Source organism: Massilia sp. TSP1-1-2 (genome assembly GCF_049896185.1).
Lineage (GTDB): Bacteria > Pseudomonadota > Gammaproteobacteria > Burkholderiales > Burkholderiaceae_D > Telluria_A.
This window is the reverse complement of the sequence record NZ_JAFCTU010000036.1, coordinates 33837-55028: the sequence shown is the minus strand read 5'-3', so window position 1 is coordinate 55028 and position 21192 is coordinate 33837. Positions and strand designations below refer to the sequence as shown.

The window sequence follows — 21192 nt, the reverse complement described above, 5'->3', positions numbered from 1 at the left end:
GCGGCGCCCCTGCGGGGGCGTTCCGGCCACTCATGTAAAATAGCATTTTTCTTGCCTCACTATCTCCCATCATGAAATTCTCGAAACAGCATGCGATGTACGAATCCGATCACACCAAGTTCATCGCCGAACTCAAGGCCAAGAACCCCGGCATCGAAGAAGGCCAGCGCGAAGGGCGCGCCCTGCTGTGGGACAAAGCCCCGACGACGCTGACGGAGCAGGACCGCACGGCCGAATCGCGCGTCAAGCAGCAAGCCTACGTGTACCAGAACAAACTCTGAACCAGGCAAGACCATGTTGCCCGCGGCGACAGATCTGCCCGCCGACGAGGCAAGTGCGCTCTTGAAGGTTGCAGAGAGCGCGGCGGCGAACCCACCGCCGCCTGCAGCCGACGCGATAGCCATTGCCCGCCTGTATGGCGAGCCGCTGCTGCGCATGCCCACCGACCTGTACATTCCGCCCGACGCGCTGGAAATCTTCCTCGAAGCGTTCGAAGGCCCGCTCGACTTGCTGCTCTACCTGATCCGCAAGCAGCATTTCAATATCCTCGACATCCCGATGGCGCAGGTTACCCTGCAATACCTGAAGTACGTCGACCAGATCCGCATCCACAACCTGGAACTGGCCGCAGAATATTTGCTGATGGCCGCCATGCTCATTGAAATCAAGTCGCGCATGCTGCTCCCGCAGCGCAAGAGCGATGATGAGGAAGCGGGCGATCCGCGTGCCGAGCTGGTGCGCCGTCTGCTCGACTACGAGCAGATAAAGCTGGCCGCCTACGACTTGAACGCCGTGCCGCAGCTGGACCGCGACTTCGTGCGCCCCCAACTGTTCGTCGAGCAAAGCAATATTCCCACCTGGCCCGAGGTGGACGCGGGCGACCTGCAGCGCGCCTGGCTTGACGTCATCAAGCGCGCCACGCTGACCCAGCACCACCGCATCAGCCGCCAGGAATTGTCGGTGCGCGAGCACATGACTGCCATTTTGCGCCAGTTGCAAACGTCGCGCTTCGTCGAATTTTCCGACCTGTTCCAGGGCCAGGGCGGCGTGCCGATCGTTGTCGTGCACTTCGTTGCCATGCTCGAGCTGGCCAAGGAAACACTGATTGAAATTACCCAGGCCGAACCGTTTGCGCCGATCTACGTGCGCCTGGCCTACTCCCCGGCTTAATAAAAACTGACAGGACCAGCATGAAAATCATTTCCTCCGTCGAAGAATTGCGCGACCAGCTCAGCGGTCAATTGCGCACCGCCTTCGTGCCGACCATGGGCAACCTGCACGAAGGCCACTTGTCGCTGATGCGCCTGGCGCGCAAGCACGGCGACCCGGTTGTCGCTTCGATCTTCGTCAACCGCATGCAGTTCGGCCCCAACGAAGACTTCGACAAATACCCGCGCACCTTCCAGGCCGACGTCGAAAAGCTGGAAAAGGAAGGCGTCTATGTGCTCTTCGCGCCGACCGAAAAAGACTTGTACCCCGAGCCGCAAGAGTTTCGCGTGCGCCCGCCAGACGACCTGGGCAATACGCTGGAAGGCGAATTTCGTCCCGGCTTTTTTACGGGCGTCACGACCATTGTCTTGAAGTTGTTCGCCTGCGTGCAGCCGAAAGTTGCCGTCTTCGGCAAGAAAGATTACCAGCAGTTGATGATGATTCGCAACATGAGCCGCCAGTTCGCCTTGCCCACGCAGATCATCGCCGCCGAAACGTACCGGGCAGACGACGGGCTGGCGCTGTCGTCGCGCAATATGTACCTGAGCGAGACGGAGCGGGCCGAAGCGCCGCGGCTGTACCATGCCTTGAACCAGGTCGCCGACGAAGTGCGTTCTGGCCACCTGGACGTATTCCAGCTCGAACACAAAGCGATGGAAAGCCTGGCGGCGCGCGGCTGGAAGCCCGACTACATCTCGATCCGCAAGCAAATGGACTTGCAGCCGCCGAGCGCCGGCGACCTGGCCCAGGGTGCACCGCTGGTCGTGCTCGCCGCCGCCAAGCTCGGCACAACGCGCCTCATCGACAACCTCGAAATCTAAAAAATTCCCCCCTAACCAGGGTCAGACCACTTTTGCAAATCATCAACTACAACCAAGGGTCAGACCACTTTTGCAAACCAGCAAAAGTGGTCTGACCCTGGTGTACAGGAAATAAGTCAGGTGATGCGGCGCACCGATTCGCGCACCACCAGGCTGAGCGTGGGAACGTCGATCGTCCCGCCCGGCTGGCCGATCATCGGCAGCAGCATGTTGGCAATGCAGGTGCCCACGTCGTACAGCGGCTGGCGCACGGTCGTCAGCGGCGGGGTCGTGTACATCGAGCTGTGCAGGTCGTCAAAGCCGATGATCGAAATGTCGTCCGGCACCCGGATGCTGCGCCGGTACAGCGCCAGCCGCGCGCCATAGGCCGTCAAGTCGTTGCTGGCAAAAATGGCGGTAAAGCGTTGGTTTGACGCGAGCAACTGGTCCACCGCCAGCAAGCCGCCCGACTCCTGGAAGTCGCCCGCCACCACCAGGTGCGGGTCGAGCGCGATCTTGTGCCGGGCCAGGGTGTCGCGGTAGCCGGCCAGGCGCGCGCGCGCGTCTTCCTGGTCGTTGGGCCCGGCAATAAAGGCGATGCGCCGGTGCCCCTGCTCGACCAGCAATTCCACCGCTTCGCAGGCCGCGCCGTAATTGTCCAGGCAAAAGCCGATCGCCCGTTCGCCTTCGAGCTTGCGTCCGAACGCGACGATCGGCACCCGCTTGGAAAACTTCAGGATCTGCGCGTCCGTCATGTTCCCCGTCAGGATCACCACGCCATCGACGCGCCGCCCGATCAACAGCTCGACCCGCTCGGCCTCTTCATCGGCATGCCAGTGGCCGCTCATGATCAGCAGCACATAGCCGGCCGCCTTCATCACATCTTCGATGCCGGTCATGGTCTTGTTGAAGTAGCCGCTCTCGAGCGACTGCGTCAGCACGCCGATGGTCCGGCTGCTGCCCATCTTCAAGCCTTGCGCGAGCCGGTTCGGCTTGTAGTTCATCTCGTCGATGATGCGCTCGATGATCTTGCGCTTGTCGTCGGCGACCTTGGCGGTGCCGTTCAAAAAACGCGAGACCGTCGCCGGCGAGACGCCGGCTGCATCGGCGACTTCCTGCAAGGTGGTGGTGCTGCTCTCGTTCTTCATGGAGGTCCGGCGTTTTGAGGTGGCGCTCACTATATCACCGCCCTGCCGCGCGGGCGCAGAAATGCGCGACCAGCGAGCGGTGCGACGGCAAGTCCGCCTCGGCCCGCGCGGCCATCTGCGCAATCGCCGCAAATTCCGCGCGCGCCTCGTCATGGCGCGCCGGATCGGTGGCGCCGGCGTGCAGCGCGGTCTCGAACTCCATCCCGTACAAAATATACTGCCAGCTGGTGCTCGGATACATCTCCAGGTCGCTGACAAAATCGAGCCGGTGCGGCGCGCGCGCGCTCCACATCTCCAGCTTGTCGCGCAGCGATTGCGGTATCGAGCACGGATCCGCATTCTCGCGCCAGAACGCCGAATCGGTGCGCTGCGTGAGGCAGTAATGCAGCTTGATGAAGTCGACCACGCGCTCATAGCGGGCGCGCATCATCTGGTTGAACGTGGCCGCCACCGGTTCGGTCTGGCCATTGAAGGGAAACAGAAAGCCGATCAGGTAGGCGGCCGTTTCGATCAGGCCGATGCCGGACGCCTCAAGCGGCTCCAGGAACCCGCCCGAGAGCCCCACCGCCACGCAGTTTTTCACCCATTGCAGCTCGCGGTAGCCGACGTTGAGCGTGATGGCGCGCGCAGCGACGCCATCGCTCGCCGGCCCGATGTACGCGCGCAGCACCTGCTCGGCGCGTTCGGCGCTGCTGTGCCGGCTCGAATACGCGTACCCGATGCCGCGCCGCTGCTGCAGGCCGATGTCCCAGGTCCACCCGGCTTCATGCGCGGTCGAAATGGTGTACGAGGCGATCGGTGTCTCGGGATCCGGATACGGCACCTGCATGGCCAGCGCACGGTCCACGAACAGCACGTCGTCGACCTTGCGAAAGGGTGAACCGAGCGCCTCGCCGATCAGCGTCGCCCGAAAGCCGGTGCAGTCGATGTACAGGTCGGCGCGCATGGCGCCATGTTCGCGCGTGTGCACGCTCTCAATCGCGCCTTGAGCGTCCAGCGCCACGCGCTCCACTGTCCCCAGCACATGGCGCACGCCAAGCGCGCGCCCATGTTCGGCCAGCAGGGCGGCAAAACGCGCGGTGTCAAAATGGTAAGCGTAATTCATCGGTCCCATGAAGTCGGCGTCGCCAAAGCGCTTGGGCCCGCGCGCAGCGTCGGCAATCCGTTTTTGCATCGTCACCGCTTCGGCGAATGGCACGCCTTCGCCGGCCAGCTTGCGCAGCCAGTAAGGCAGCAGTTCCGGGCCGCCCGGGCGCTGGCTGGGATGGCTGAACGGATGAAAATAGTGGTCGGCGCCACTCGCCCCTTTGGGCCTGACCCAGTTGTCGAAGCGGATGCCCTGCTTGAACGTGGCGTGGCACTCGCGGACAAAGAGCGCTTCGGATATGCCAATGGCGGCCAGCGTGCCTCGGATCGAGGGAAAGGTGCCTTCGCCCACGCCGATGATACCGATCTCGGGCGACTCGACCAGCGTAATGCCCACTCCCTCTGCAGCGCCATCCGCGCCCAGCGTCTTGGCCAGGAAGCAGGCAGTGAGCCAGCCCGCAGTGCCGCCGCCGACGATCAGGACGCTATGAAAAGTTTTCATGAAAATCGCCTTTTTTGATTATTTTTACAACGCATGAATATTTTGTTTGACTTTCTGTCTGAATGAAATATACCATGAAAACGTTTTCACAAGCCGTGAAATCGATTTCAAGCGAAAACAATAAAGCAAGCTCTTAACCATCCTCTCTGGAGACAGCATGAAAACTTCCGCACCACAGGCCTTCCGACGTCCGGGCGCCCCGATCCAACTGGCTATCCTGACGCTGTTGGCCGGCATCAGCGCCGCCCAGGCCCAGACCACCCCGAAGGACAAACCTGTGGCTTCCAACGACGTCATTCCCGAAGTCGTCGTCACCGCCACCAAGCGCGCCACCAGTTTGCAGCGCACCCCGATCGCCATCACCTCGCTCAACGCCGCCACGCTGCAGGACAACCACGTGCAGACCATGCTCGACGTGACGGCCCTGGTGCCGGGCTTCGAGGCGACCGCCCAGGGCGACCATGGCGTGACCACCATGACCTTGCGCGGCATCGGCAACGACAGCGCCAAGACCCAGTACGCCGATCCTGAAGTGGCCTCTTTCGTCGACAACGTCTACTCGCCGCGCGCCGAAGGCGCCACCGCGCTGATGTTCGACATCGAAGCGATCGAAGTGCTGCGCGGCCCGCAAGGCACGCTGTGGGGCCGCAACTCCACCGTCGGCGCGGTCAACATCCAGACCGTGAAGCCCGAATTGAACAGCCGTTCCGGTTCGGTCGAAGGTGGCGTCGGCGACTACAACCGCTACGGCGTGCGCGCCGCGTTCAACATGCCGCTCGGCGAAACGGCCGCCCTGCGCATCGGCGCGGTGCACGAACAGCACGACGGCTATGTCGACTACCAGCGCTTTGTTGCGCCCTCGCTGGCCAGCCAGCAGGCCGCATTCGCCGCTGCCGGCGGCGCTCCTGCCGCCTTCCGTCCGATCAACGGCAACCAGTTCGCCGTCGGGAACCAAAAATACAGCGCGCAAAACCAGACCGCCTTTCGCGCCAGCCTGCTGTGGCACCTGACGCCACAACTGAAGTGGAACGTATCGTACGAAAAGTTTGCGGACCGCGGCACGCCCAACGCCAACCTGATGCAGCAGCCGCGCGCCGGCGAAAAATTCTGGTCGATGCTGTCCGACAGCGCACCGTGGACCAACCGCGACAGCCAAAACATCCGCAGTCGCCTCGAGTACAAAATCAACGATGACATGGCGCTGCATTACATCGCCGGCTTCTCCAAGTACGAGGGCTCGATGCGCTTCGACCAGGACGGCGGCTCGCGCGTGCCGACCAGCGTGCGTTCCGGCGCCACCTGGCAGGAACACACCACCACCGACTCGCACTACCGCAGCCACAGCCACGAACTCGAACTGCAGTCGCTTGGCAGCAAGGACATCGACTGGCAGCTCGGCGCTTATTATGCGGCCGAAAAGAACGACATCCGCTTCGATATCCCGATCTTCAACGGCACCCAGGAAGGCACAGTCGGCTGGCAGGGTTCTTTCATCCAGCCCAAGGAAACGGTGGCCTCGAGCGCCGTGTTCGGCCAGGCCACCTGGAATCCAAGCAGCGCACTGCATCTGACCGGCGGCCTGCGCTACACCAAGGACCGCCGTGAAAACGCGGGCGGGCGCGCTTACACCTGGCGCTATGACGCCACCGTGCCGCAGCTGCCCCTCAATCCATCGATGGATCCGCGCGTGCCGGGCCAGGGCTTTGCCGCCGACGTACCAGGCAACGATGGCGTCTTTCATGGTAGTAAAGTGACCGGTCTGTTGCGCGTCAATTACGACGTCAATGCCAGCAATATGCTCTACGCCAGCGCCGCCACGGGCTACAAATCGGGTGGCGTGCAAGATCGCGGCTTGACGTATGCGCCTGAGTCGCTGATCAATTACGAACTTGGCTCGAAGAGTTCTTTCATGGGCGGCAAGTTAAAGGTCAACAACGCCTTGTTCTACTCCGACTTTACGGACTTCCAGTTCAATTCGCCGGTGAATTTCTCCGACGGCAGCCGCGGCCTGTCGATCACCAACGCCGAAGGCGCCAAAGTCTACGGTTTCGAGTCGGAGATTTCGGCGCGCCTGACGCCGGCGGACCGCATTTCCGTCACGCTGGCCGTACTCAAGGCCAAGCTGGGCGCCCTAGTGGCCGGCTCGAATGACTATGCGCTGCCGCCTTGCACGGTCGACACCCGCATTGCCACTTGCCTGGATGTGAGCGGCCACAACATGCCGCACGCACCGAAGTTTTCGACCACGGTTCAATACCAGCATACCTTCAACCTGGCCGATGGCACGCTGGTGCCGCGCATCACGGCGCACTATGAAACCGAGGCCGAACTGTCGGTCTTTAACCTGGGACCGGAAGACCGCCAGAAGGCCTACACCACCGCCGATCTGGGCCTGCGCTATCAGTCGAGCAAAGGCTGGTGGATCGATGCTTTCGTACGCAATGTCTCTGACGAGAAGGTCAAGACCAGTGCCTTTAACGGCTTTGGACCGTGGCTGTCGCAGTACAAGCCGCCGCGCACGGCCGGTCTGAATGCCGGCTACGATTTTTAAGTAGCCGCAAACATGAAGCTGCAGGGCAGTCGCCTCCCCTGCAGCTCCTCTTCCGATCGTCTGTTCATCACCTTTCATCAAATTCCACCACCGTCGCATCAACGAGCCTCACATGAACCAATCCAACCAATTTCCCGCCGACTTCACGTGGGGCGTCGCCACCAGCGCCTTCCAGATCGAAGGTGCCGCAGCGGCCGACGGCAAGGGTGCGTCGATCTGGGATACCTTCTGCAGCCAGCCTGGCAACATCAAGGACCACAGCGACGGCACCGTCGCGTGCGACCACTACTATCGCTACAAGGAAGACGTCGCGCTGATCGCCTCGCTCGGCGTCGGCCATTACCGCTTTTCCATGTCCTGGTCGCGCGTGCAGCCGCTGGGCAAAGGCGCCTGGAACGAGGCCGGCTTCGACTTTTACGATTCCCTGCTGGCCGAACTGGCCGCGCACGGCGTCAAGGCCCACGTCACGCTATATCACTGGGACCTGCCGCAGGCATTGCAGGACGACGGCGGCTGGCTCAATCGCGACACCGCGCGCCGCTTTGCCGACTATGCCGCCGAGGTGGCGCGCCGCTTCGGCAACCGCATCGAAGCCATCGCCACCCACAATGAGCCGTGGTGCACCGCCAACCTCGGCTACGGCAACGCGCAGTTCGCACCCGGCGTGGCCGATGCCAGGCAGGCGATCCAGGTCTCGCATCACCTGCTGCTCTCGCATGGCCTGGCCATGACGGCCATGCGCGCCGTCGGCAGCGCGGCCAGGCTGGGCATCGTGCTCAATCAGTGGACGGCCGACCCGGCCACCGATTCGCGCGCCGACCATGCCCTGGCCGAACTCGAATACGCGCGCTCCGTGCAATGGTTCATGGACCCGATCTTCAAGGGACACTACCCGGAACTGGCGCTGCGCGCCCATGGCGCCAATGCGCCACAGGTGCACGACAGCGACATGGGCGTCATCTGCCAGCCCATCGATTTTTTGGGCTGCAATTACTACTTTCGCGCCTGGTGCAGCGCCGCCGAGCCGCCGCTGCCGGCGCCCGGCAAGGACGGCTTTACCGACATGGGCTGGGAAATCCACCCGCAGGGCTTGACCGAACTGCTGCTCAAACTGAACGCCGAGTACGCGCTGCCGCCGATCTACATCACGGAAAACGGCATGGCCAACCCGGACCAAGTCGTCGCCAATGAAGTACCGGACCACGCGCGCATCATGTTCGTGCAAGGTCATCTGCAGGCGCTGCGCGCGGCCATGGACCAGGGCGTCGATGTGCGCGGCTATTTCCTCTGGAGCCTGCTGGACAACTTCGAATGGAACTCGGGCTACGCCAAGCGCTTCGGCATCGTCCACGTCGATTACGCCACCCAGCAGCGCACCCTCAAGGACAGCGCCATCTGGTACCGTGATTTTCTCTCCTCCCGCCCATAAGGACACCCATGATGCCCGGCTCCTATCCCGACGGACCACGCCTGCTGGCCGATATCGGCGGCACCAACGCCCGTTTCGCCCTTGAATACGCCCCAGGGCGCGTGGCGGCCATGCAAACGCTGGCCTGCGCCGATTACCCGCGCTTTGAAGACGCCGCGCTCGCCTACCTGGACGGCTACGGGGGCCTGGTGCGCCATGCGGTTGTCGCCATCGCCAACCCGGTCAACGGCGACGCGATCCGGATGACCAATCATGACTGGGCCTTTTCGATCGCCGCCGCCAGGGTCGAGCTGAGGCTCGACACGCTGCTGGTGGTGAACGACTTCACCGCGCTGGCCATGTCGCTGCCCACGCTCACGGCGTCGCAACTGCTGAAAATTGGCGGCGGTGCGGCCCGCGCGGGCGGCGTCATCGGCCTGGTTGGCGCCGGCACCGGTCTGGGCGTGTCCGGCCTGGTGCCGGCGGGCGGGCAGTGGGTGGCGCTCGAGAGCGAAGGCGGGCACGTGGCCTTTTCGCCGTCCGATCCGCGCGAGGTGGCGGTGCTTGAATATCTGTGGCGGCGTTACGATCACGTCTCGGCCGAGCGCATGGTGTCCGGCCCCGGCATTGCCCTGATCCGCGAGGCGCTGGCCGCCAGCCGCGGCGAGGCGGCCGACTTGTCGCTGCCTACCGGCGCCATCGTCGAGCGCGCCCTGGCCGGCAGCGACGCGCTGTGCCGCGAAACACTGGACTGCTTTTGCGGCATGCTCGGCACCGTGGCGGCCAACCTGGCCGTCACGCTGGGCGCGACCGGCGGCGTGTATATTGGGGGGGGCGTGGTGCCGCGCCTGGGCGACTATTTCGCCGCCTCGCCGTTTCGGGCGCGGTTTGAAAGCAAGGGGCGTTTCAGCGCCTTTACCGCCGGTATTCCAACGCTGCTGATCACCGCGCCCTATCCGGCGCTGGCGGGCGCCGCGGCCGCGCTGGCGCAGCATCTGGGTGCCAGCCCTGTCTACGCGGCGCACGCCGCTCCGCCCGCAGCCACCCTATTGGAGAGCGACCATGCAAGCCACTGAGTTGACCACTGAGTTGACCACTAAGTTGACCACTTCGCCAACCGCATCGCCCGCCACCTCCCCGCTGCTGTGGGTACCGACCGGCTACTTTACGATGGCGCTCGGCTATGTGATGCTGACCAGCGTGACCGCCATCATGTTCAAAAACCTGGGCATGGACAACGGCAAGGCGGCGCAGTACTCCAGCATGCTGATCCTGGCCTACACCGTCAAGCCGCTGTTTGCGCCCTTTGTCGAAATGTACCGCACCAAAAAGTTCTTTGTCCTGTGCGCGCAGGTGCTGATCGGCCTCGGTTTCATCGGCGTGGCGCTGGCCATGGCGCTGCCGAACTACATGGCCTATCTGATGGTGGGCTTTTTCGCCCTCTCGTTCGTGGGCGCGACCCAGGATATCGCCAGTGACGGCGTGTATGTCACCTCGCTCGACGCGCGCGCGCAGTCGCTGTACTGCGGCGTGCAAAGCTTGTCGTGGAATATCGGTCCGATCTTTGCCGCCGGCGGCATGGTGTACCTGAGCGGTCGCCTGCACACCGACCTGTTCCACCATGACGCCAACGTGTTCGGCCCCGCGTGGATCGACGCCTGGCGCATCATCTTCTTTCTGGCCGGCGGCCTGACGCTGGCCATGGCTGCCTGGCACGCGCGCGTCATGCCTGACGGCGCGCGCGCACACAATACGCCAGCCAGCGTGGCCGAGGGCGGGCGCATCCTGCTCGACGCCTTTGTCACACTGTTTGCCAAGCGCGGCATCTGGCGCATGATCGCCTTTGCCTTCCTGTTCCGCCTTAGTATCGGCTTTCTTGAAAAGATCGGTCCTTTTTTCATGGTCGATCCGGTTGCCAAGGGCGGGCTGGGCATGTCGAATGAACTGCTCGGCATCATCTACGGCACCTATGGCCTGGCTGCGGTGCTGCTTGGCTCTTTGCTGGGCGGCCTGTACGTGGCGCGGCGCGGGCTGCAAGCGACGCTCTTCGTGCTGTGCTGCGCCGTCAACATCCCGAATATCACCTTCCTCCTAATGAGCATTTACCTGCCGACCAACCTGCTGCTGATCGCCCTGGGCGTGGTGGTGGAAAAATTCTTCTTCGGCTTTGGCGCGGTCGGCTTCATGATCTACCTGATGCAGCAGCTCGCGCCCGGCAAATACTCCACCACGCATTATGCCTTCGGCACCGGCATCATGGGTCTGTGCGGCCTGGTCACCGGCGTCATCAGCGGCTACCTGCAAGAGTCGCTCGGCTACGTCAGCTATTTTGTCTTCGTCATGCTGGCAACCATCCCCTCCTTCCTGGCCGCCTGGTTTGCGCCCTTCCACCATGCTCAGGCAATCGCCCCGGCGCAGGAAGTGTCGGCATGAAGGCCCTGATACTGTCGCTGGCATGCGGCGCGGCGAGCGCGCAAACGGGCGCCATCAAGGTCAACCAGGTGGGTTTTCCCACGCAAGCTGCCAAGGAGGTGGTCGCGCCAGCTAGCCAGGCCAGCACCTTTGAACTGGTCGACGCGGCCAGCGGCAAGCGCGTGTTTGGCGGCAAACTGGGCGCGCCACAGCTGTGGAAGCCATCCATGGAACGCGTCGTGCTGGCCGACTTCTCCGCCTTTGGCACGCCGGGGCGCTACCGCGTCAAGCTGCCCGGTACGGCGCCGTCGGACCCGTTTTCGATCGGCGAAGGTGCCTATCGCGCCCTGAACAGCGCTGCGCTGAAAAGCTATTACTTCAACCGCTCCGGCGTCCAGCTGGAGCGGCGCCACGCAGGGGTGTACGCGCGTGCCGAGGGGCACCGCGACGAGCAGGTACTGGTGCATGCATCGGCAGCGAACGCCAGCCGTCCCGAAGGCACCATCATCGCCAGCGGCAAGGGCTGGTACGACGCCGGCGACTACAACAAGTACATTGCCAGTTCGGGCATCGCCACCTACACGCTGTTGGCCGCCTTTGAACACTTCCCCGCCTACTTCGCCGGGCACGACATCGACATTCCAGAATCGGGCAATGCGCTGCCCGACATTCTCGACGAAGCGCTGTGGAACCTGGAATGGATGCTCTCGATGCAGGACCCGGCCGACGGCGGCGTGTACCACAAGCTGACCAACCTGCGCTTTGACGCCATGGTCATGCCCGCGCAAACGATGAAAGAACCGCGCTACGTGGTGGCCAAGAGCACCGCCGCCACGCTCGACTTTGCCGCGACCATGGCCGTGGCCAGCCGCGTATTCAAGCCGTACCAGGGGCAACTGGCGGCCCGCATGCTGGCGGCGGCGCAAGCGGCATGGACCTGGGCGCAGGCGCATCCCGATCACTACTTCACCAATCCGGCGGGCGTTGTCACCGGCGAATACGGCGACACCAACGTGGCCGACGAACGCGCCTGGGCGGCGGCCGAACTGTACATCACCAGTGGCGAGGACAGCTACTACAGCGCCATGCAGGCGCCCTCGGTGCAGGCCACCGTGCCGGCCTGGGACGACGTGCGGTCCCTGGCCTGGATCTCGCTCGCGCACCACCGCGCGCATCTGACCGGCGCCGCCGACCAGGCGCTAATCGCCACCCGCATCGAGTCGCTGGCAGCCACTTTGCGCGCCCAGTGGCAGACGTCGGCCTACCACGTCGCCATGCAGGAAGCGGACTTCGTCTGGGGCAGCAATGCGGTGGTGCTGAACCAGTCGATGATGCTGCTGCAGGCCTACCGGCTAAGCGGCAATGGCGAGAACCTGAAGGCGGCGCAGGCGGGGCTCGACTATGTTTTGGGGCGCAACGCAACCGGCACCTCATTCGTGACCGGCTTTGGCGCAAGGGCGCCGCTGCATCCGCATCACCGGCCGTCGCAGGCGGACCAGGTGGCCGCTCCCGTGCCAGGCATGCTGACGGGCGGGCCGCAGAACGGTCAGCAGGACAAGGCCGAGTGCAGCACCGCCTACCCGAGCGCGCTGGCGGCGCTGTCGTACCTGGATAATGTGTGCAGCTACGCCAGCAACGAGATCGCCATCAACTGGAACGCGCCGCTGGTGTACGTCACCGCGGCGCTCGACCAACTTACCGGAACCACCATGGAACAACCCGATGCAGCACTGGCCGCCATCGCGCGCCAGGAACAAGCCTTGCAGTTCGACGCCTTTGACAACCGCACCGCGCTGGCGATCGGCCTTGAGATCATTGCCATGGCGCGCAAAAAAAAGCAGTCGGTCGCGGTCAACATCACGCGCAACGGCACGCTGCTCTTCTACCACGGCATGGACGGAACCTCGGCCGACCATCAGGACTGGATCCGGCGCAAGAGCAACCTGGTCAACCGCACCGGTCACAGCTCGATGTATGTTCACGCCGACGTCAAAAACAAGGGCGGCGACATCGACGCCATTGCCACGCTCGATCCGCGCGAGTATGCGGCGCACGGCGGCGCATTCCCGCTCACGGTCAAAGGTGCGGGTGCGGTCGGCACCATCACCGTGTCGGGCTTGCCGGGGCCGCAAGACCACGCGCTGGTGGTGGCCGCGCTCAAGTCGTACCTGAAAATCCGGGGCGAACTGTGAGGCCGATCCGCTGGGGCATCCTGGGCACCGGCGGCATTGCGCGCGCGTTCGCCACCGCGCTGCAGGACACGCCGCACGCTGTGCTGGCCGCGGTCGGCTCGCGCAGCATCGACAGCGCGCGCGCCTTTGGCATGGAGTTCGGCGCGCCGCAAAGTTTCGGCTCGTATGAAGCCTTGTGCGCCGCCCCTGACATCGACATCATCTACATCGGCACGCCCCATCCGCTGCACGCGCGCAATGCGCTGATGGCGCTCGAAGGCGGCAAGGCAGTGCTGTGCGAAAAACCGTTTACCATGAACCTGCGCGAAGCCAGGCAGGTTGTAGCGAGCGCGCGCGCACGCAAGCTGTTCCTGATGGAAGCGATGTGGACCCGCTTCATGCCTGCCCTGGCGGAAGTAAAACGCATCATCGATTCAGGCTTGCTGGGCGTGATCAGCCAGGTGCATGCCGACTTTGGCTTTGCTGGCACGTGCGACCCCGAGCACCGGATCAACAAGCGTGAACTGGGCGGCGGCGCGTTGCTCGACCTGGGCATTTATCCACTCTCGATTTCGCACGCGCTGCTCGGGCCTGTCGTATCCGTGCAGGCGCAGGCGGTATTAAGCGACGGCGGCATCGACCTGACAACCGGCTGGTCGATGAAGCACGCCAGCGGCGCAATGTCGATCTGCAGCTGCTCGCTGCGCGCGCGCACGCCGTGCGAGTTGACGGTATCGGGAACGCTGGGCAGCGTGCGCATGGACGCCATGTTCCACCTGGCCGAGCGCATCACGCTCACGCTTGGCGACGGCATCAAACGCGTGATCGAGACGCCCTACCTGGGCAACGGCTACGTCCACGAAGCGATCGAAGCAGGACGCTGCCTGCGCGCGGGACTGACCGAAAGTCCCCACATGCTGCACGACGACACGCTGGCCCTGATGGGCTTGATGGACACGATCCGCACCCAGATCGGCGTCCACTATCCCGCCGACCAATAACAACACCAGACAAACGGACAAATCTCCAGCGGGGTGGAGATTTTGTGACTGGCGCTTTTTTTGGCCGTCAGCTTGTCAGGTGGTGACGTTCTGGGCCCAGGCCAGGGCCGACAGGTGCGCCTTGTTGACGTCGACCGGGTTGATGTTGACGCTCTTGGCCAGCGAAACGACCAGGTTGGAATTGAGTTCGCACGCCTCGGCCAGCGCCAGATACGGCCCGTACATGCCGCCGCGCGTGAGCAGTGCGCTCACTACTTCGTCAGGCAGCTGGATGGTGTCGAGCACTTCCTTCATCGGCAGCCCAAACAGGCGGTCGAGCAGCGAAAACATCCCGGCCACGAACAGGTTCTCGCCTTCGCCGCGCGGCAGCGCTTTCACGCCCAGCAGCTCGGTCAGGCGACCGCGCACCACGGCCGTTTCCATCAGCACCGGCGAGTAACCGCTGGTGCTGGCCGTGGCCAGTAGCAGCGTCAGCCAGCGGTACATCGGCGCGTAACCCATCATCGCGATGGCCTGGCGCAGCGACTGGATCTCGCGCGTGGCGCCAAAACCGGCCGAGTTAATAAAGCGCAGCATCTTGTACGACAGCGCCGGGTCGCGCTTCAAGACGCTTTCGATCTGCGGGATGTCGGCGTTCTTTTGCACCATCTGCATCAGCTGCAAGATGATGGTCTGGGCCGGGTTCATGCCTTTGACCGGCGCGCCCGGGCGCGGCGTCAGGTGCAGCTTGCCGACAAAGGCGTCCAGGCCGAGCGCGGCGCAGGCATCAAAATCTTCCCAGGTCGCTACCGGACGGCCCACCATGCGCACGCCCGACTGCTTGGCCGCGGCGTGCGTGCGTGCCTGCGCGGCGACGTCGGCGCCGGCGAAGCGTACTTCAATGTAGGAGGCGCTCATGGCCAGGTTGCTGCCCAGGTGGGCCAGGTCGCCGTCGCGAATCGAAATGCCCACGCCGCCCGCGCGCAAGCCCTGTACCGCCGACAGCGTGTCCGGGTCGGCCAGGTCGGACGCCTTCATGGTCAGCACGGTGCGCTCGGGCGGCATGGCGAACAGCGCGTCGGTCGAAAGCATGTTGGGAACCGCGTCGAGAAACAGCACTTTGTCTTTCAGCAGCCAGCCGGTTTCTTCATCGTTGACGTTTTCGGCGACAAAGCCAATCAGCGCTTCGAGGTCGGCGTCGGTCGGCGTGTGGTTCTCCACCTGCTGCCACGACAGTTCGTAGCCGATCACGCGTTGTTTCGGATCGAGCAGCGGTTCGCGAGTGATGAAATTTGTTTCGTGCATTGTAAGAAGTCTTAGTAAAGTCGCTTGATAAAGTCGTTGGGTAAAGTCGCTTGCTGCGTCGCTGCCGGCGTGGCCCGCAAGGCGCCCACGCCGGAAAAATCAGAAGCCCAAACTGTCGAGCAGGTCGTCCACCTGGCCCTGGTTCGATACCACGTCGGCGTTGCCGGTGGCATGGATCTGCGGTCCGTTCATCAAGCCGTTGCCGAAGTCGCGCTTCACTTCGGCCGGCGCGAAATCGACCAGCATCTGCACCAGTTGCTGCTCCAGGTTCTGGGCGATCGTGGTCACCTTGGTGATCACCTGTCCGGTCAAGTCCTGGAAATCCTGGGCCATCATGATGTCCATCAGGTAGGCCTTGGTCTGGACCGCGTCGCTGCGCGATTTTTCCATCGCCGCCACGCTGTGCGCCGCCAGAACGCGCCAGTCGGCCTCGCCCGCCTGCGGATCGTCGAGCAGGGCCTTCCACGATGCCGTCAACGCGCCCGCACTGCTCTCGATACTGTCTTGCAGCGGTCCGGCGGCGTCGGTTGCGTTGAGCACCTTTTGCGCGGCCTGCTCCGACAGCCGGGCCACATAGTCGAGCCGGTCGCGCGCGTCGGGAATCTCGCTGGCCGCCTTTTCAATCAGCTTGTCGAGCCCGAGCCCGCGCAAGCTTTCGTGCAGCGCGCGCGTCATGTGCCCGACGCGGCTCAGGAACTCGTCATGGGTATCCATGCCGACCGGCTGGCCCTCCTGCCGCAAGGAGTGGCCGGGTGCGATCAAGCCCACCTCAGGCTCCGATTTTTTCGAGTTTCTCGAAAATTTTGTTGAGCTTTTCGTCCAGCGTCGCCGCCGTGAACGGCTTGACGACGTAACCGTTCGCGCCTGCCTGGGCCGCGGCGATGATGTTCTCTTTTTTCGCTTCGGCCGTAACCATCAGCACCGGCAACTTGGCTAGCGCGGGATCGGCGCGAATGTTCTGCAACATGGTCAAGCCGTCCATATTGGGCATATTCCAGTCCGAGACGACGAAGTCGAACGTCTCGCTGCGCAGCTTGGCCAGGGCCATGACGCCGTCTTCGGCTTCATCGACGTTGGCATAACCCAATTCTTTCAACAGATTGCGGACAATGCGGCGCATCGTCGAGAAATCGTCAACAACTAAAAAACGCATCTTTGGATCAGCCATGAATTACTCCGTTGATTCTCTTACTGTGGTTATTAACAGACTGCCGCTCGATGGAAGCAGTCTTAAGGATAGCATTTATTGTTGCCCTAAAGCGACCAAACTCCAGCGAAACGCAGGAATACAGTCAAACGCGCAACGCCCGGCTGCCTTGCGTTGCCAGATAGCCAAGCACCATGCCGGGCAAGTCGGTCAGCGCGCCCACTTCGTGAGCCCCGCCAAGCGCAATGGCTTCGCGCGGCATGCCAAACACTACGCACGACGCCTCGTCCTGGGCAAAGTTGTAGGCGCCTGCCGTTTTCATTTCCAGCATGCCGGCCGCGCCATCTTTGCCCATGCCGGTCAGGATCACGCCGACCGCGTTTTTGCCCGCTGCCAGGGCCGCCGAGCGAAACAGCACGTCGACCGAAGGCCGGTGCCGGTTGACCGGCGCGCTCTGTTCAATTTTGGTCACGTAGTTGGCGCCCGAGCGCGCCAGCAGCAGGTGCGAATGGCCGGGCGCGATAAAGGCGTGGCCGGGCAGGATGCGCTCGTCGCCGAGCGCCTCGCGCACGCTGATTTTGCACAGCGAATCGAGCCGGCGCGCGAACGAGGTGGTGAACCCTTCGGGCATGTGCTGGGCGATCAGGATGCCCGGACAGTCCGACGGCATCTGCATCAAAAATTCGCGGATCGCTTCCGTGCCGCCGGTCGAGGCGCCGATGATGATCAGCTTTTCCGACGACGTGAGCGGGTTGCGCAGCGCCGGCAGGGCCGGCGGCGGCGCGGCGGCGCCCAGCACGCGCGGCTTGATGCGGGCCTTGGCGGCAGCGCGGATCTTGTCCGCTATGAGCTCGGTATATTCGCGCATCCCGCTCTGGATCGAAATCTTGGGCTTGGTGACAAAGTCGACCGCGCCCAGTTCCAAGGCGCGCATCGTGATTTCGGAGCCGCGCTCGGTGAGCGAAGAGACCATCACCACCGGCATCGGGCGCAGCCGCATCAGCTTTTCAAGGAAGTCCAGCCCGTCCATCTTGGGCATTTCGACGTCGAGCGTGAGCACGTCGGGGTTGGTCTGCTTGATCAGTTCGCGCGCCACCAGCGGATCGGGCGCCACGCCCACCACTTCCATATCGCTCTGGCTCGAGATGATCTCGCTCATGACGCTGCGGATCAGCGCAGAATCGTCGACAATCACTACCCGGATTTTCTTCATTGCACTCTTTCAGTCAAAACAGGTCGATCTCGCCGCCCACGGGCTGCACCTTGAGCCGGCTGGCGTAATCGAGCTCGCGCCGCGCCAGTGTGTCGTTATGGGTTTGCATCAGCTTTTTGACCAGCACCTTGCCCGTGCGGGGAAAAAAATACACCTTGCGCGGATAGACGTCGTTCAAGTCTTCGGCCATGACGCGGATTTTCTCGGTCTTCAAGTAGTTCATGACAAAGGCGGCGTTGCGCTCGCCCACATTGATGGCCGTGAAGCCGCGCAGCACGGCGCCGCCGCCGAACACTTTCGCTTCCATGTTTTCGCGCCGCGCACCGGCTTTCAGCAGGTCGTTGATCAGCACTTCCATGGCGTAGGTCCCGTAACGCATCGAGGCCGACACCGGGCTGTTGGCGTCGCTGCCGCCGCCGTCGGGCAGCATGAAGTGGTTCATGCCGCCAAGGCCGGTGACGCGGTCGCGGATGCAGGCGGCCACGCAGGAGCCGAGCACCGTCACGATCAGCATGTCCTTGGGCGTGTAGTAGTACTCGCCCGGTAAAATCTTGGCGGCGTCGCAGCCGAACGTCCGGTCGTAATAGACGTTGGTCGCGAATTGTTCTCTGTTATCGTTGGCCATGGTTGGTTCTCATAGTACTGCGCTGCGCGCTGCTCATTTCGCCGCACGGCGTTCATCGAGTTCATAGACAGTCTTGCCGCGCAGTTTGAGCGACTCGGACACGTACAAAAAATTCTCGGAGTGGCCGGCGAACAGCAAGCCGTTCGGTTTCATCAGCGGCACAAAGCGCGCCAGGATCTTGCGCTGGGTGGCTTTGTCAAAATAAATCATCACGTTGCGGCAAAAGATGACGTCGAACTGGCCCGAGAGCGGCCACTTGTCCGACAGCAGATTGAGCTGCTTGAAGCTGATCAGCTGGCGCAGTTCCGAGCGCACCCGCACCATGCCTTCCTGCTCCCCTTTGCCGCGCTGGAAAAAACGCTTGGCGCGCTCGCCTGCCATCTTGTCGATGCGGTCGATCCCGTACACGCCGTTCGCGCCCGTCGCCAGCACGTTGGTGTCGATGTCGGTGGCGATAATCTGGACAGGCGGCGTGAGCGTATTGAACGCCTCGCAGGCGGTCATCGCGATCGAATATGGTTCCTCCCCGGTGGAGGCGGCCGAGCACCAGATCGTGATGGGCTGCTCGCGCAGCTTGAGCAAGTGTTCGGCCAGCAGTGGAAAGTGGTGCGCCTCGCGAAAGAACGAGGTCAGGTTGGTCGTCAAGGCATTGGTGAACGACTCCCACTCCTCGCCCAGGCGGCCCGCTTCCAGGTCGTCGAGGTAGCGGCCAAACGAGACAATGCCGGTGGCGCGCAGGCGCCGCGCCAGGCGGCTGTACACCATTTCCTGCTTGCTGTCGGCCAGCGAGATGCCGGCGCGCTGGTAAATGAGCGTGCGCACACGCTCGAAATCAGCGCCCGTAAAATTGAATTCTTTGACCGTATCCGACTTCAAAATTCTTCCCAATCCTCAGTGGTGGCAGCGGCGATTTTTTTGGGCTTGGCGGCCGGCGGGGGCACATGCGCCTGCACGGCGGGACGCGCGCGCGGGGCCGCAGTTCCAGTCTCAATCGCAGTCCCAGTCGCACTCGCAGTCGCAGTCGCACTGACCCTGCGCGGTGCGCGCGCGCCAGCCGGCGCCGTCTGGCTGTCGCCACCGAGCTTGAAGATGCCAACCGCCGCGGCCAGTTGTTGCGCCTGCTCCTGCATGCTCTCGGCCGCCGCTGCCGCTTGTTCGACCAGCGCCGCATTTTGCTGCGTCATTTCGTCCATCTGGGTGATCGCCTGGTTCACTTCTTCGATGCCGTTGCTCTGCTCCTGGGTGGCGGCGGTGATTTCACCCATGATGTCGGCCACCTGCTTGATCGAGGTGACGATCAATTCCATGGTCTGGCCGGCCTGGTCGACCAGTTTGCTGCCGGCGTCGACCTTGTCGACCGAGTCGCCGATCAGCGACTTGATTTCCTTGGCCGCTCCGGCCGAGCGCTGGGCCAGGTTGCGCACTTCAGCGGCCACCACCGCAAAACCGCGCCCTTGTTCGCCCGCGCGCGCCGCTTCGACCGCCGCGTTCAGCGCCAGGATGTTGGTCTGGAAGGCGATGCCGTCGATGACGCCGATGATGTCGACGATCTTGCGCGAGCTGTCCTTGATCGAGCCCATGGTGTCGACCACTTGCGCCACCACCGAGCCGCCCGTCAGCGCGACCGACGATGCCGACACCGCCAATTGGTTGGCCTGGCGCGCATTGTCGGCGTTTTGCTTGACGGTGCTGGTCAGCTCTTCCATCGAACTGGCGGTTTCTTCCAGCGAGCTCGCCTGCGACTCGGTGCGCGCGGACAGATCGGCGTTGCCGGCCGCGATTTGTTGCGAGGCGACGGTGATGGTCTCGGTCCCGGAGCGGACCTCGCCCACGGTGCGCGACAAGCTGTCGATCATGTCATGCAGTGCCTGCAGCAGTTCGCTCGTTTCATCCTGGCCTTCGACCTTCACGCGCACGGTCAGTTCGCCAGCGGCGACCTTTTTGGCGATCGACACGGCGCCATGCAGGGGCGCCACAATGCTGCGCGTGATGAACAGCGCCAGCAGCGCGCCCAGCGCCAGCGTGGCCGCGCCGATCACGTACAGCATGGTTTTCAATCGGGTGTCGTCGCCAACCGACTTGTCGAGCATGACCTTGGCGGCGGCCTGCTGCATCTCGACTAACTTGTTGAGTAGCGTGAGCGTCTGGCCGTTGAGCGGGTCGATGCGCGCCGCGATCACCTTGGCCGCGCCTTCGCTGTTAAAGGCGAGCACCTGGCCGATGGCTTCCTTGAAAGCTGCTTCCAGTTCCTTGTCGGCGGCGGCGATGTCGGCGATGATTTTTTTCTCGCCCTCGTCCAGGTTCGAACCTTGCAGCCGGGCGCGCGCGTCGTCATAGCGCTTGCTCTGCGCCTTGACCTTTTCCTGCTCTTTTTGCATCAAGGGGACATCGGACTGCAGGCCGATGTTGCGCATTGCGATACCCGTCTCGAGCATCGCGCTTTTCATGGTTGCGACCTGCACGCTTTTGGCATTGGCCGCCGCCAGCCCATCCATCAGCGCGGCCTTGTTGCCGGCGTTAAGGACGTTCGTCAGCACCACCATCGCCACCAAAACCAGCAGGATGCTGCCAAATCCAACAGACAGGCGGGTACCAATCTTAAAGTCGCGCAAATTCATGTCGGTCTCCTCGGGGT

The 21192-nt window shown here is 63.3% G+C and carries 18 protein-coding genes; 9 read left to right on the top strand and 9 right to left on the bottom strand.

All coding sequences use genetic code 11. The features are described from left to right. The first annotated feature begins 71 nt into the window (after nucleotides 1-71). The 3 genes from ACP7BV_RS22865 to panC are packed head-to-tail and all read left to right on the top strand — an operon-like array spanning nucleotide 72 to nucleotide 2030. Nucleotides 72-281 carry a DUF3460 family protein gene (locus ACP7BV_RS22865; protein WP_426107055.1) on the top strand — a complete coding sequence of 70 codons (210 nt, stop codon included), beginning with the start codon at nucleotides 72-74 and terminating at the stop codon, nucleotides 279-281. 13 nt (nucleotides 282-294) lie between these two features. After that, nucleotides 295-1170 carry a segregation and condensation protein A gene (locus ACP7BV_RS22860; RefSeq protein WP_426107053.1) on the top strand — a complete coding sequence of 292 codons (876 nt, stop codon included), beginning with the start codon at nucleotides 295-297 and terminating at the stop codon, nucleotides 1168-1170. Nucleotides 1171-1190: 20 nt separating this feature from the next. Beyond that, the gene (gene panC / locus ACP7BV_RS22855) at nucleotides 1191-2030 is read left to right on the top strand and encodes a pantoate--beta-alanine ligase (protein ID WP_426107051.1); all 840 of its coding nucleotides are present in this window, start codon (nucleotides 1191-1193) and stop codon (nucleotides 2028-2030) included. Nucleotides 2031-2146: 116 nt separating this feature from the next. Here panC and ACP7BV_RS22850 read toward each other — a convergent pair whose 3' ends face one another. Both ACP7BV_RS22850 and ACP7BV_RS22845 read right to left on the bottom strand, forming a co-directional pair. After that, entirely contained in the window at nucleotides 2147-3157 is a 1011-nt protein-coding gene (locus ACP7BV_RS22850; RefSeq protein ID WP_426107050.1) for a LacI family DNA-binding transcriptional regulator, read from the bottom strand. Between the two features lie 34 nt (nucleotides 3158-3191). Then, on the bottom strand, nucleotides 3192-4745 hold the full coding sequence (locus tag ACP7BV_RS22845) for a tryptophan halogenase family protein (RefSeq protein WP_426107048.1): 1554 nt from the start codon (nucleotides 4743-4745) through the stop codon (nucleotides 3192-3194). 157 nt (nucleotides 4746-4902) lie between these two features. Here ACP7BV_RS22845 and ACP7BV_RS22840 point away from each other — a divergent pair, with 157 nt between their 5' ends. From ACP7BV_RS22840 to ACP7BV_RS22815, 6 genes are all read left to right on the top strand, one after another. Next, complete coding sequence (locus tag ACP7BV_RS22840) at nucleotides 4903-7296, top strand: TonB-dependent receptor (protein WP_426107046.1); 2394 nt, start codon at nucleotides 4903-4905, stop codon at nucleotides 7294-7296. A gap of 112 nt (nucleotides 7297-7408) precedes the next feature. After that, a complete protein-coding gene (locus tag ACP7BV_RS22835) occupies nucleotides 7409-8725 on the top strand; it encodes a GH1 family beta-glucosidase (protein ID WP_426107045.1) in 1317 nt (438 codons plus the stop codon). An 11-nt stretch (nucleotides 8726-8736) separates the two neighbouring features. Beyond that, complete coding sequence (locus tag ACP7BV_RS22830) at nucleotides 8737-9780, top strand: glucokinase (protein ID WP_426107065.1); 1044 nt, start codon at nucleotides 8737-8739, stop codon at nucleotides 9778-9780. A gap of 94 nt (nucleotides 9781-9874) precedes the next feature. Then, nucleotides 9875-11137, top strand: coding sequence for an MFS transporter (locus tag ACP7BV_RS22825; RefSeq protein ID WP_426107064.1), 1263 nt, complete (start codon nucleotides 9875-9877; stop codon nucleotides 11135-11137). Beyond that, nucleotides 11134-13308 carry a heme-degrading domain-containing protein gene (locus ACP7BV_RS22820; RefSeq protein ID WP_426107044.1) on the top strand — a complete coding sequence of 725 codons (2175 nt, stop codon included), beginning with the start codon at nucleotides 11134-11136 and terminating at the stop codon, nucleotides 13306-13308. Before ACP7BV_RS22825 ends, ACP7BV_RS22820 begins: the two co-directional genes overlap by 4 nt. After that, nucleotides 13305-14288, top strand: a complete 984-nt coding sequence (locus tag ACP7BV_RS22815; RefSeq protein ID WP_426107042.1) for a Gfo/Idh/MocA family protein — start codon at nucleotides 13305-13307, stop codon at nucleotides 14286-14288. The genes ACP7BV_RS22820 and ACP7BV_RS22815 overlap by 4 nt, the downstream gene beginning before the upstream one ends. Before the next feature lie 75 nt (nucleotides 14289-14363). On the opposite strand, the gene ACP7BV_RS22810 is transcribed toward ACP7BV_RS22815, so the two are convergent. The 7 genes from ACP7BV_RS22810 to ACP7BV_RS22780 form a co-directional block, all read right to left on the bottom strand. Next, a complete protein-coding gene (locus ACP7BV_RS22810) occupies nucleotides 14364-15572 on the bottom strand; it encodes an EAL and HDOD domain-containing protein (protein WP_426107041.1) in 1209 nt (402 codons plus the stop codon). A gap of 99 nt (nucleotides 15573-15671) precedes the next feature. After that, complete coding sequence (gene cheZ / locus ACP7BV_RS22805) at nucleotides 15672-16286, bottom strand: protein phosphatase CheZ (RefSeq protein ID WP_426107063.1); 615 nt, start codon at nucleotides 16284-16286, stop codon at nucleotides 15672-15674. 55 nt (nucleotides 16287-16341) lie between these two features. After that, complete coding sequence (cheY, locus tag ACP7BV_RS22800; protein ID WP_426107039.1) at nucleotides 16342-16740, bottom strand: chemotaxis response regulator CheY; 399 nt, start codon at nucleotides 16738-16740, stop codon at nucleotides 16342-16344. Between the two features lie 124 nt (nucleotides 16741-16864). Then, nucleotides 16865-17932, bottom strand: a complete 1068-nt coding sequence (locus tag ACP7BV_RS22795; protein WP_426107037.1) for a protein-glutamate methylesterase/protein-glutamine glutaminase — start codon at nucleotides 17930-17932, stop codon at nucleotides 16865-16867. Nucleotides 17933-17945: 13 nt separating this feature from the next. Beyond that, complete coding sequence (gene cheD, locus ACP7BV_RS22790) at nucleotides 17946-18557, bottom strand: chemoreceptor glutamine deamidase CheD (protein WP_426107036.1); 612 nt, start codon at nucleotides 18555-18557, stop codon at nucleotides 17946-17948. 33 nt (nucleotides 18558-18590) lie between these two features. After that, a complete protein-coding gene (locus tag ACP7BV_RS22785; RefSeq protein ID WP_426107035.1) occupies nucleotides 18591-19433 on the bottom strand; it encodes a CheR family methyltransferase in 843 nt (280 codons plus the stop codon). Next, complete coding sequence (locus ACP7BV_RS22780; RefSeq protein ID WP_426107033.1) at nucleotides 19430-21175, bottom strand: methyl-accepting chemotaxis protein; 1746 nt, start codon at nucleotides 21173-21175, stop codon at nucleotides 19430-19432. Before ACP7BV_RS22780 ends, ACP7BV_RS22785 begins: the two co-directional genes overlap by 4 nt. Nucleotides 21176-21192: the final 17 nt, after the last annotated feature.

What these genes read in the sequence shown, in the direction of transcription:
- ACP7BV_RS22850 (WP_426107050.1), bottom strand. Translation starts at nt 3,157, where the DNA reads ATGAAGAACGAGAGCAGCACCACCACCTTGCAGGAAGTCGCCGATGCA.
- ACP7BV_RS22810 (WP_426107041.1), bottom strand. Translation starts at nt 15,572, where the DNA reads ATGCACGAAACAAATTTCATCACTCGCGAACCGCTGCTCGATCCGAAA.
- ACP7BV_RS22865 (WP_426107055.1), top strand. Translation starts at nt 72, where the DNA reads ATGAAATTCTCGAAACAGCATGCGATGTACGAATCCGATCACACCAAG.
- ACP7BV_RS22825 (WP_426107064.1), top strand. Translation starts at nt 9,875, where the DNA reads ATGGCGCTCGGCTATGTGATGCTGACCAGCGTGACCGCCATCATGTTC.
- panC (WP_426107051.1), top strand. Translation starts at nt 1,191, where the DNA reads ATGAAAATCATTTCCTCCGTCGAAGAATTGCGCGACCAGCTCAGCGGT.
- ACP7BV_RS22820 (WP_426107044.1), top strand. Translation starts at nt 11,134, where the DNA reads ATGAAGGCCCTGATACTGTCGCTGGCATGCGGCGCGGCGAGCGCGCAA.
- cheZ (WP_426107063.1), bottom strand. Translation starts at nt 16,286, where the DNA reads ATGGATACCCATGACGAGTTCCTGAGCCGCGTCGGGCACATGACGCGC.
- cheY (WP_426107039.1), bottom strand. Translation starts at nt 16,740, where the DNA reads ATGGCTGATCCAAAGATGCGTTTTTTAGTTGTTGACGATTTCTCGACG.
- ACP7BV_RS22835 (WP_426107045.1), top strand. Translation starts at nt 7,409, where the DNA reads ATGAACCAATCCAACCAATTTCCCGCCGACTTCACGTGGGGCGTCGCC.
- ACP7BV_RS22795 (WP_426107037.1), bottom strand. Translation starts at nt 17,932, where the DNA reads ATGAAGAAAATCCGGGTAGTGATTGTCGACGATTCTGCGCTGATCCGC.
- ACP7BV_RS22830 (WP_426107065.1), top strand. Translation starts at nt 8,737, where the DNA reads ATGCCCGGCTCCTATCCCGACGGACCACGCCTGCTGGCCGATATCGGC.
- ACP7BV_RS22845 (WP_426107048.1), bottom strand. Translation starts at nt 4,745, where the DNA reads ATGAAAACTTTTCATAGCGTCCTGATCGTCGGCGGCGGCACTGCGGGC.
- ACP7BV_RS22780 (WP_426107033.1), bottom strand. Translation starts at nt 21,175, where the DNA reads ATGAATTTGCGCGACTTTAAGATTGGTACCCGCCTGTCTGTTGGATTT.
- cheD (WP_426107036.1), bottom strand. Translation starts at nt 18,557, where the DNA reads ATGGCCAACGATAACAGAGAACAATTCGCGACCAACGTCTATTACGAC.
- ACP7BV_RS22840 (WP_426107046.1), top strand. Translation starts at nt 4,903, where the DNA reads ATGAAAACTTCCGCACCACAGGCCTTCCGACGTCCGGGCGCCCCGATC.
- ACP7BV_RS22860 (WP_426107053.1), top strand. Translation starts at nt 295, where the DNA reads ATGTTGCCCGCGGCGACAGATCTGCCCGCCGACGAGGCAAGTGCGCTC.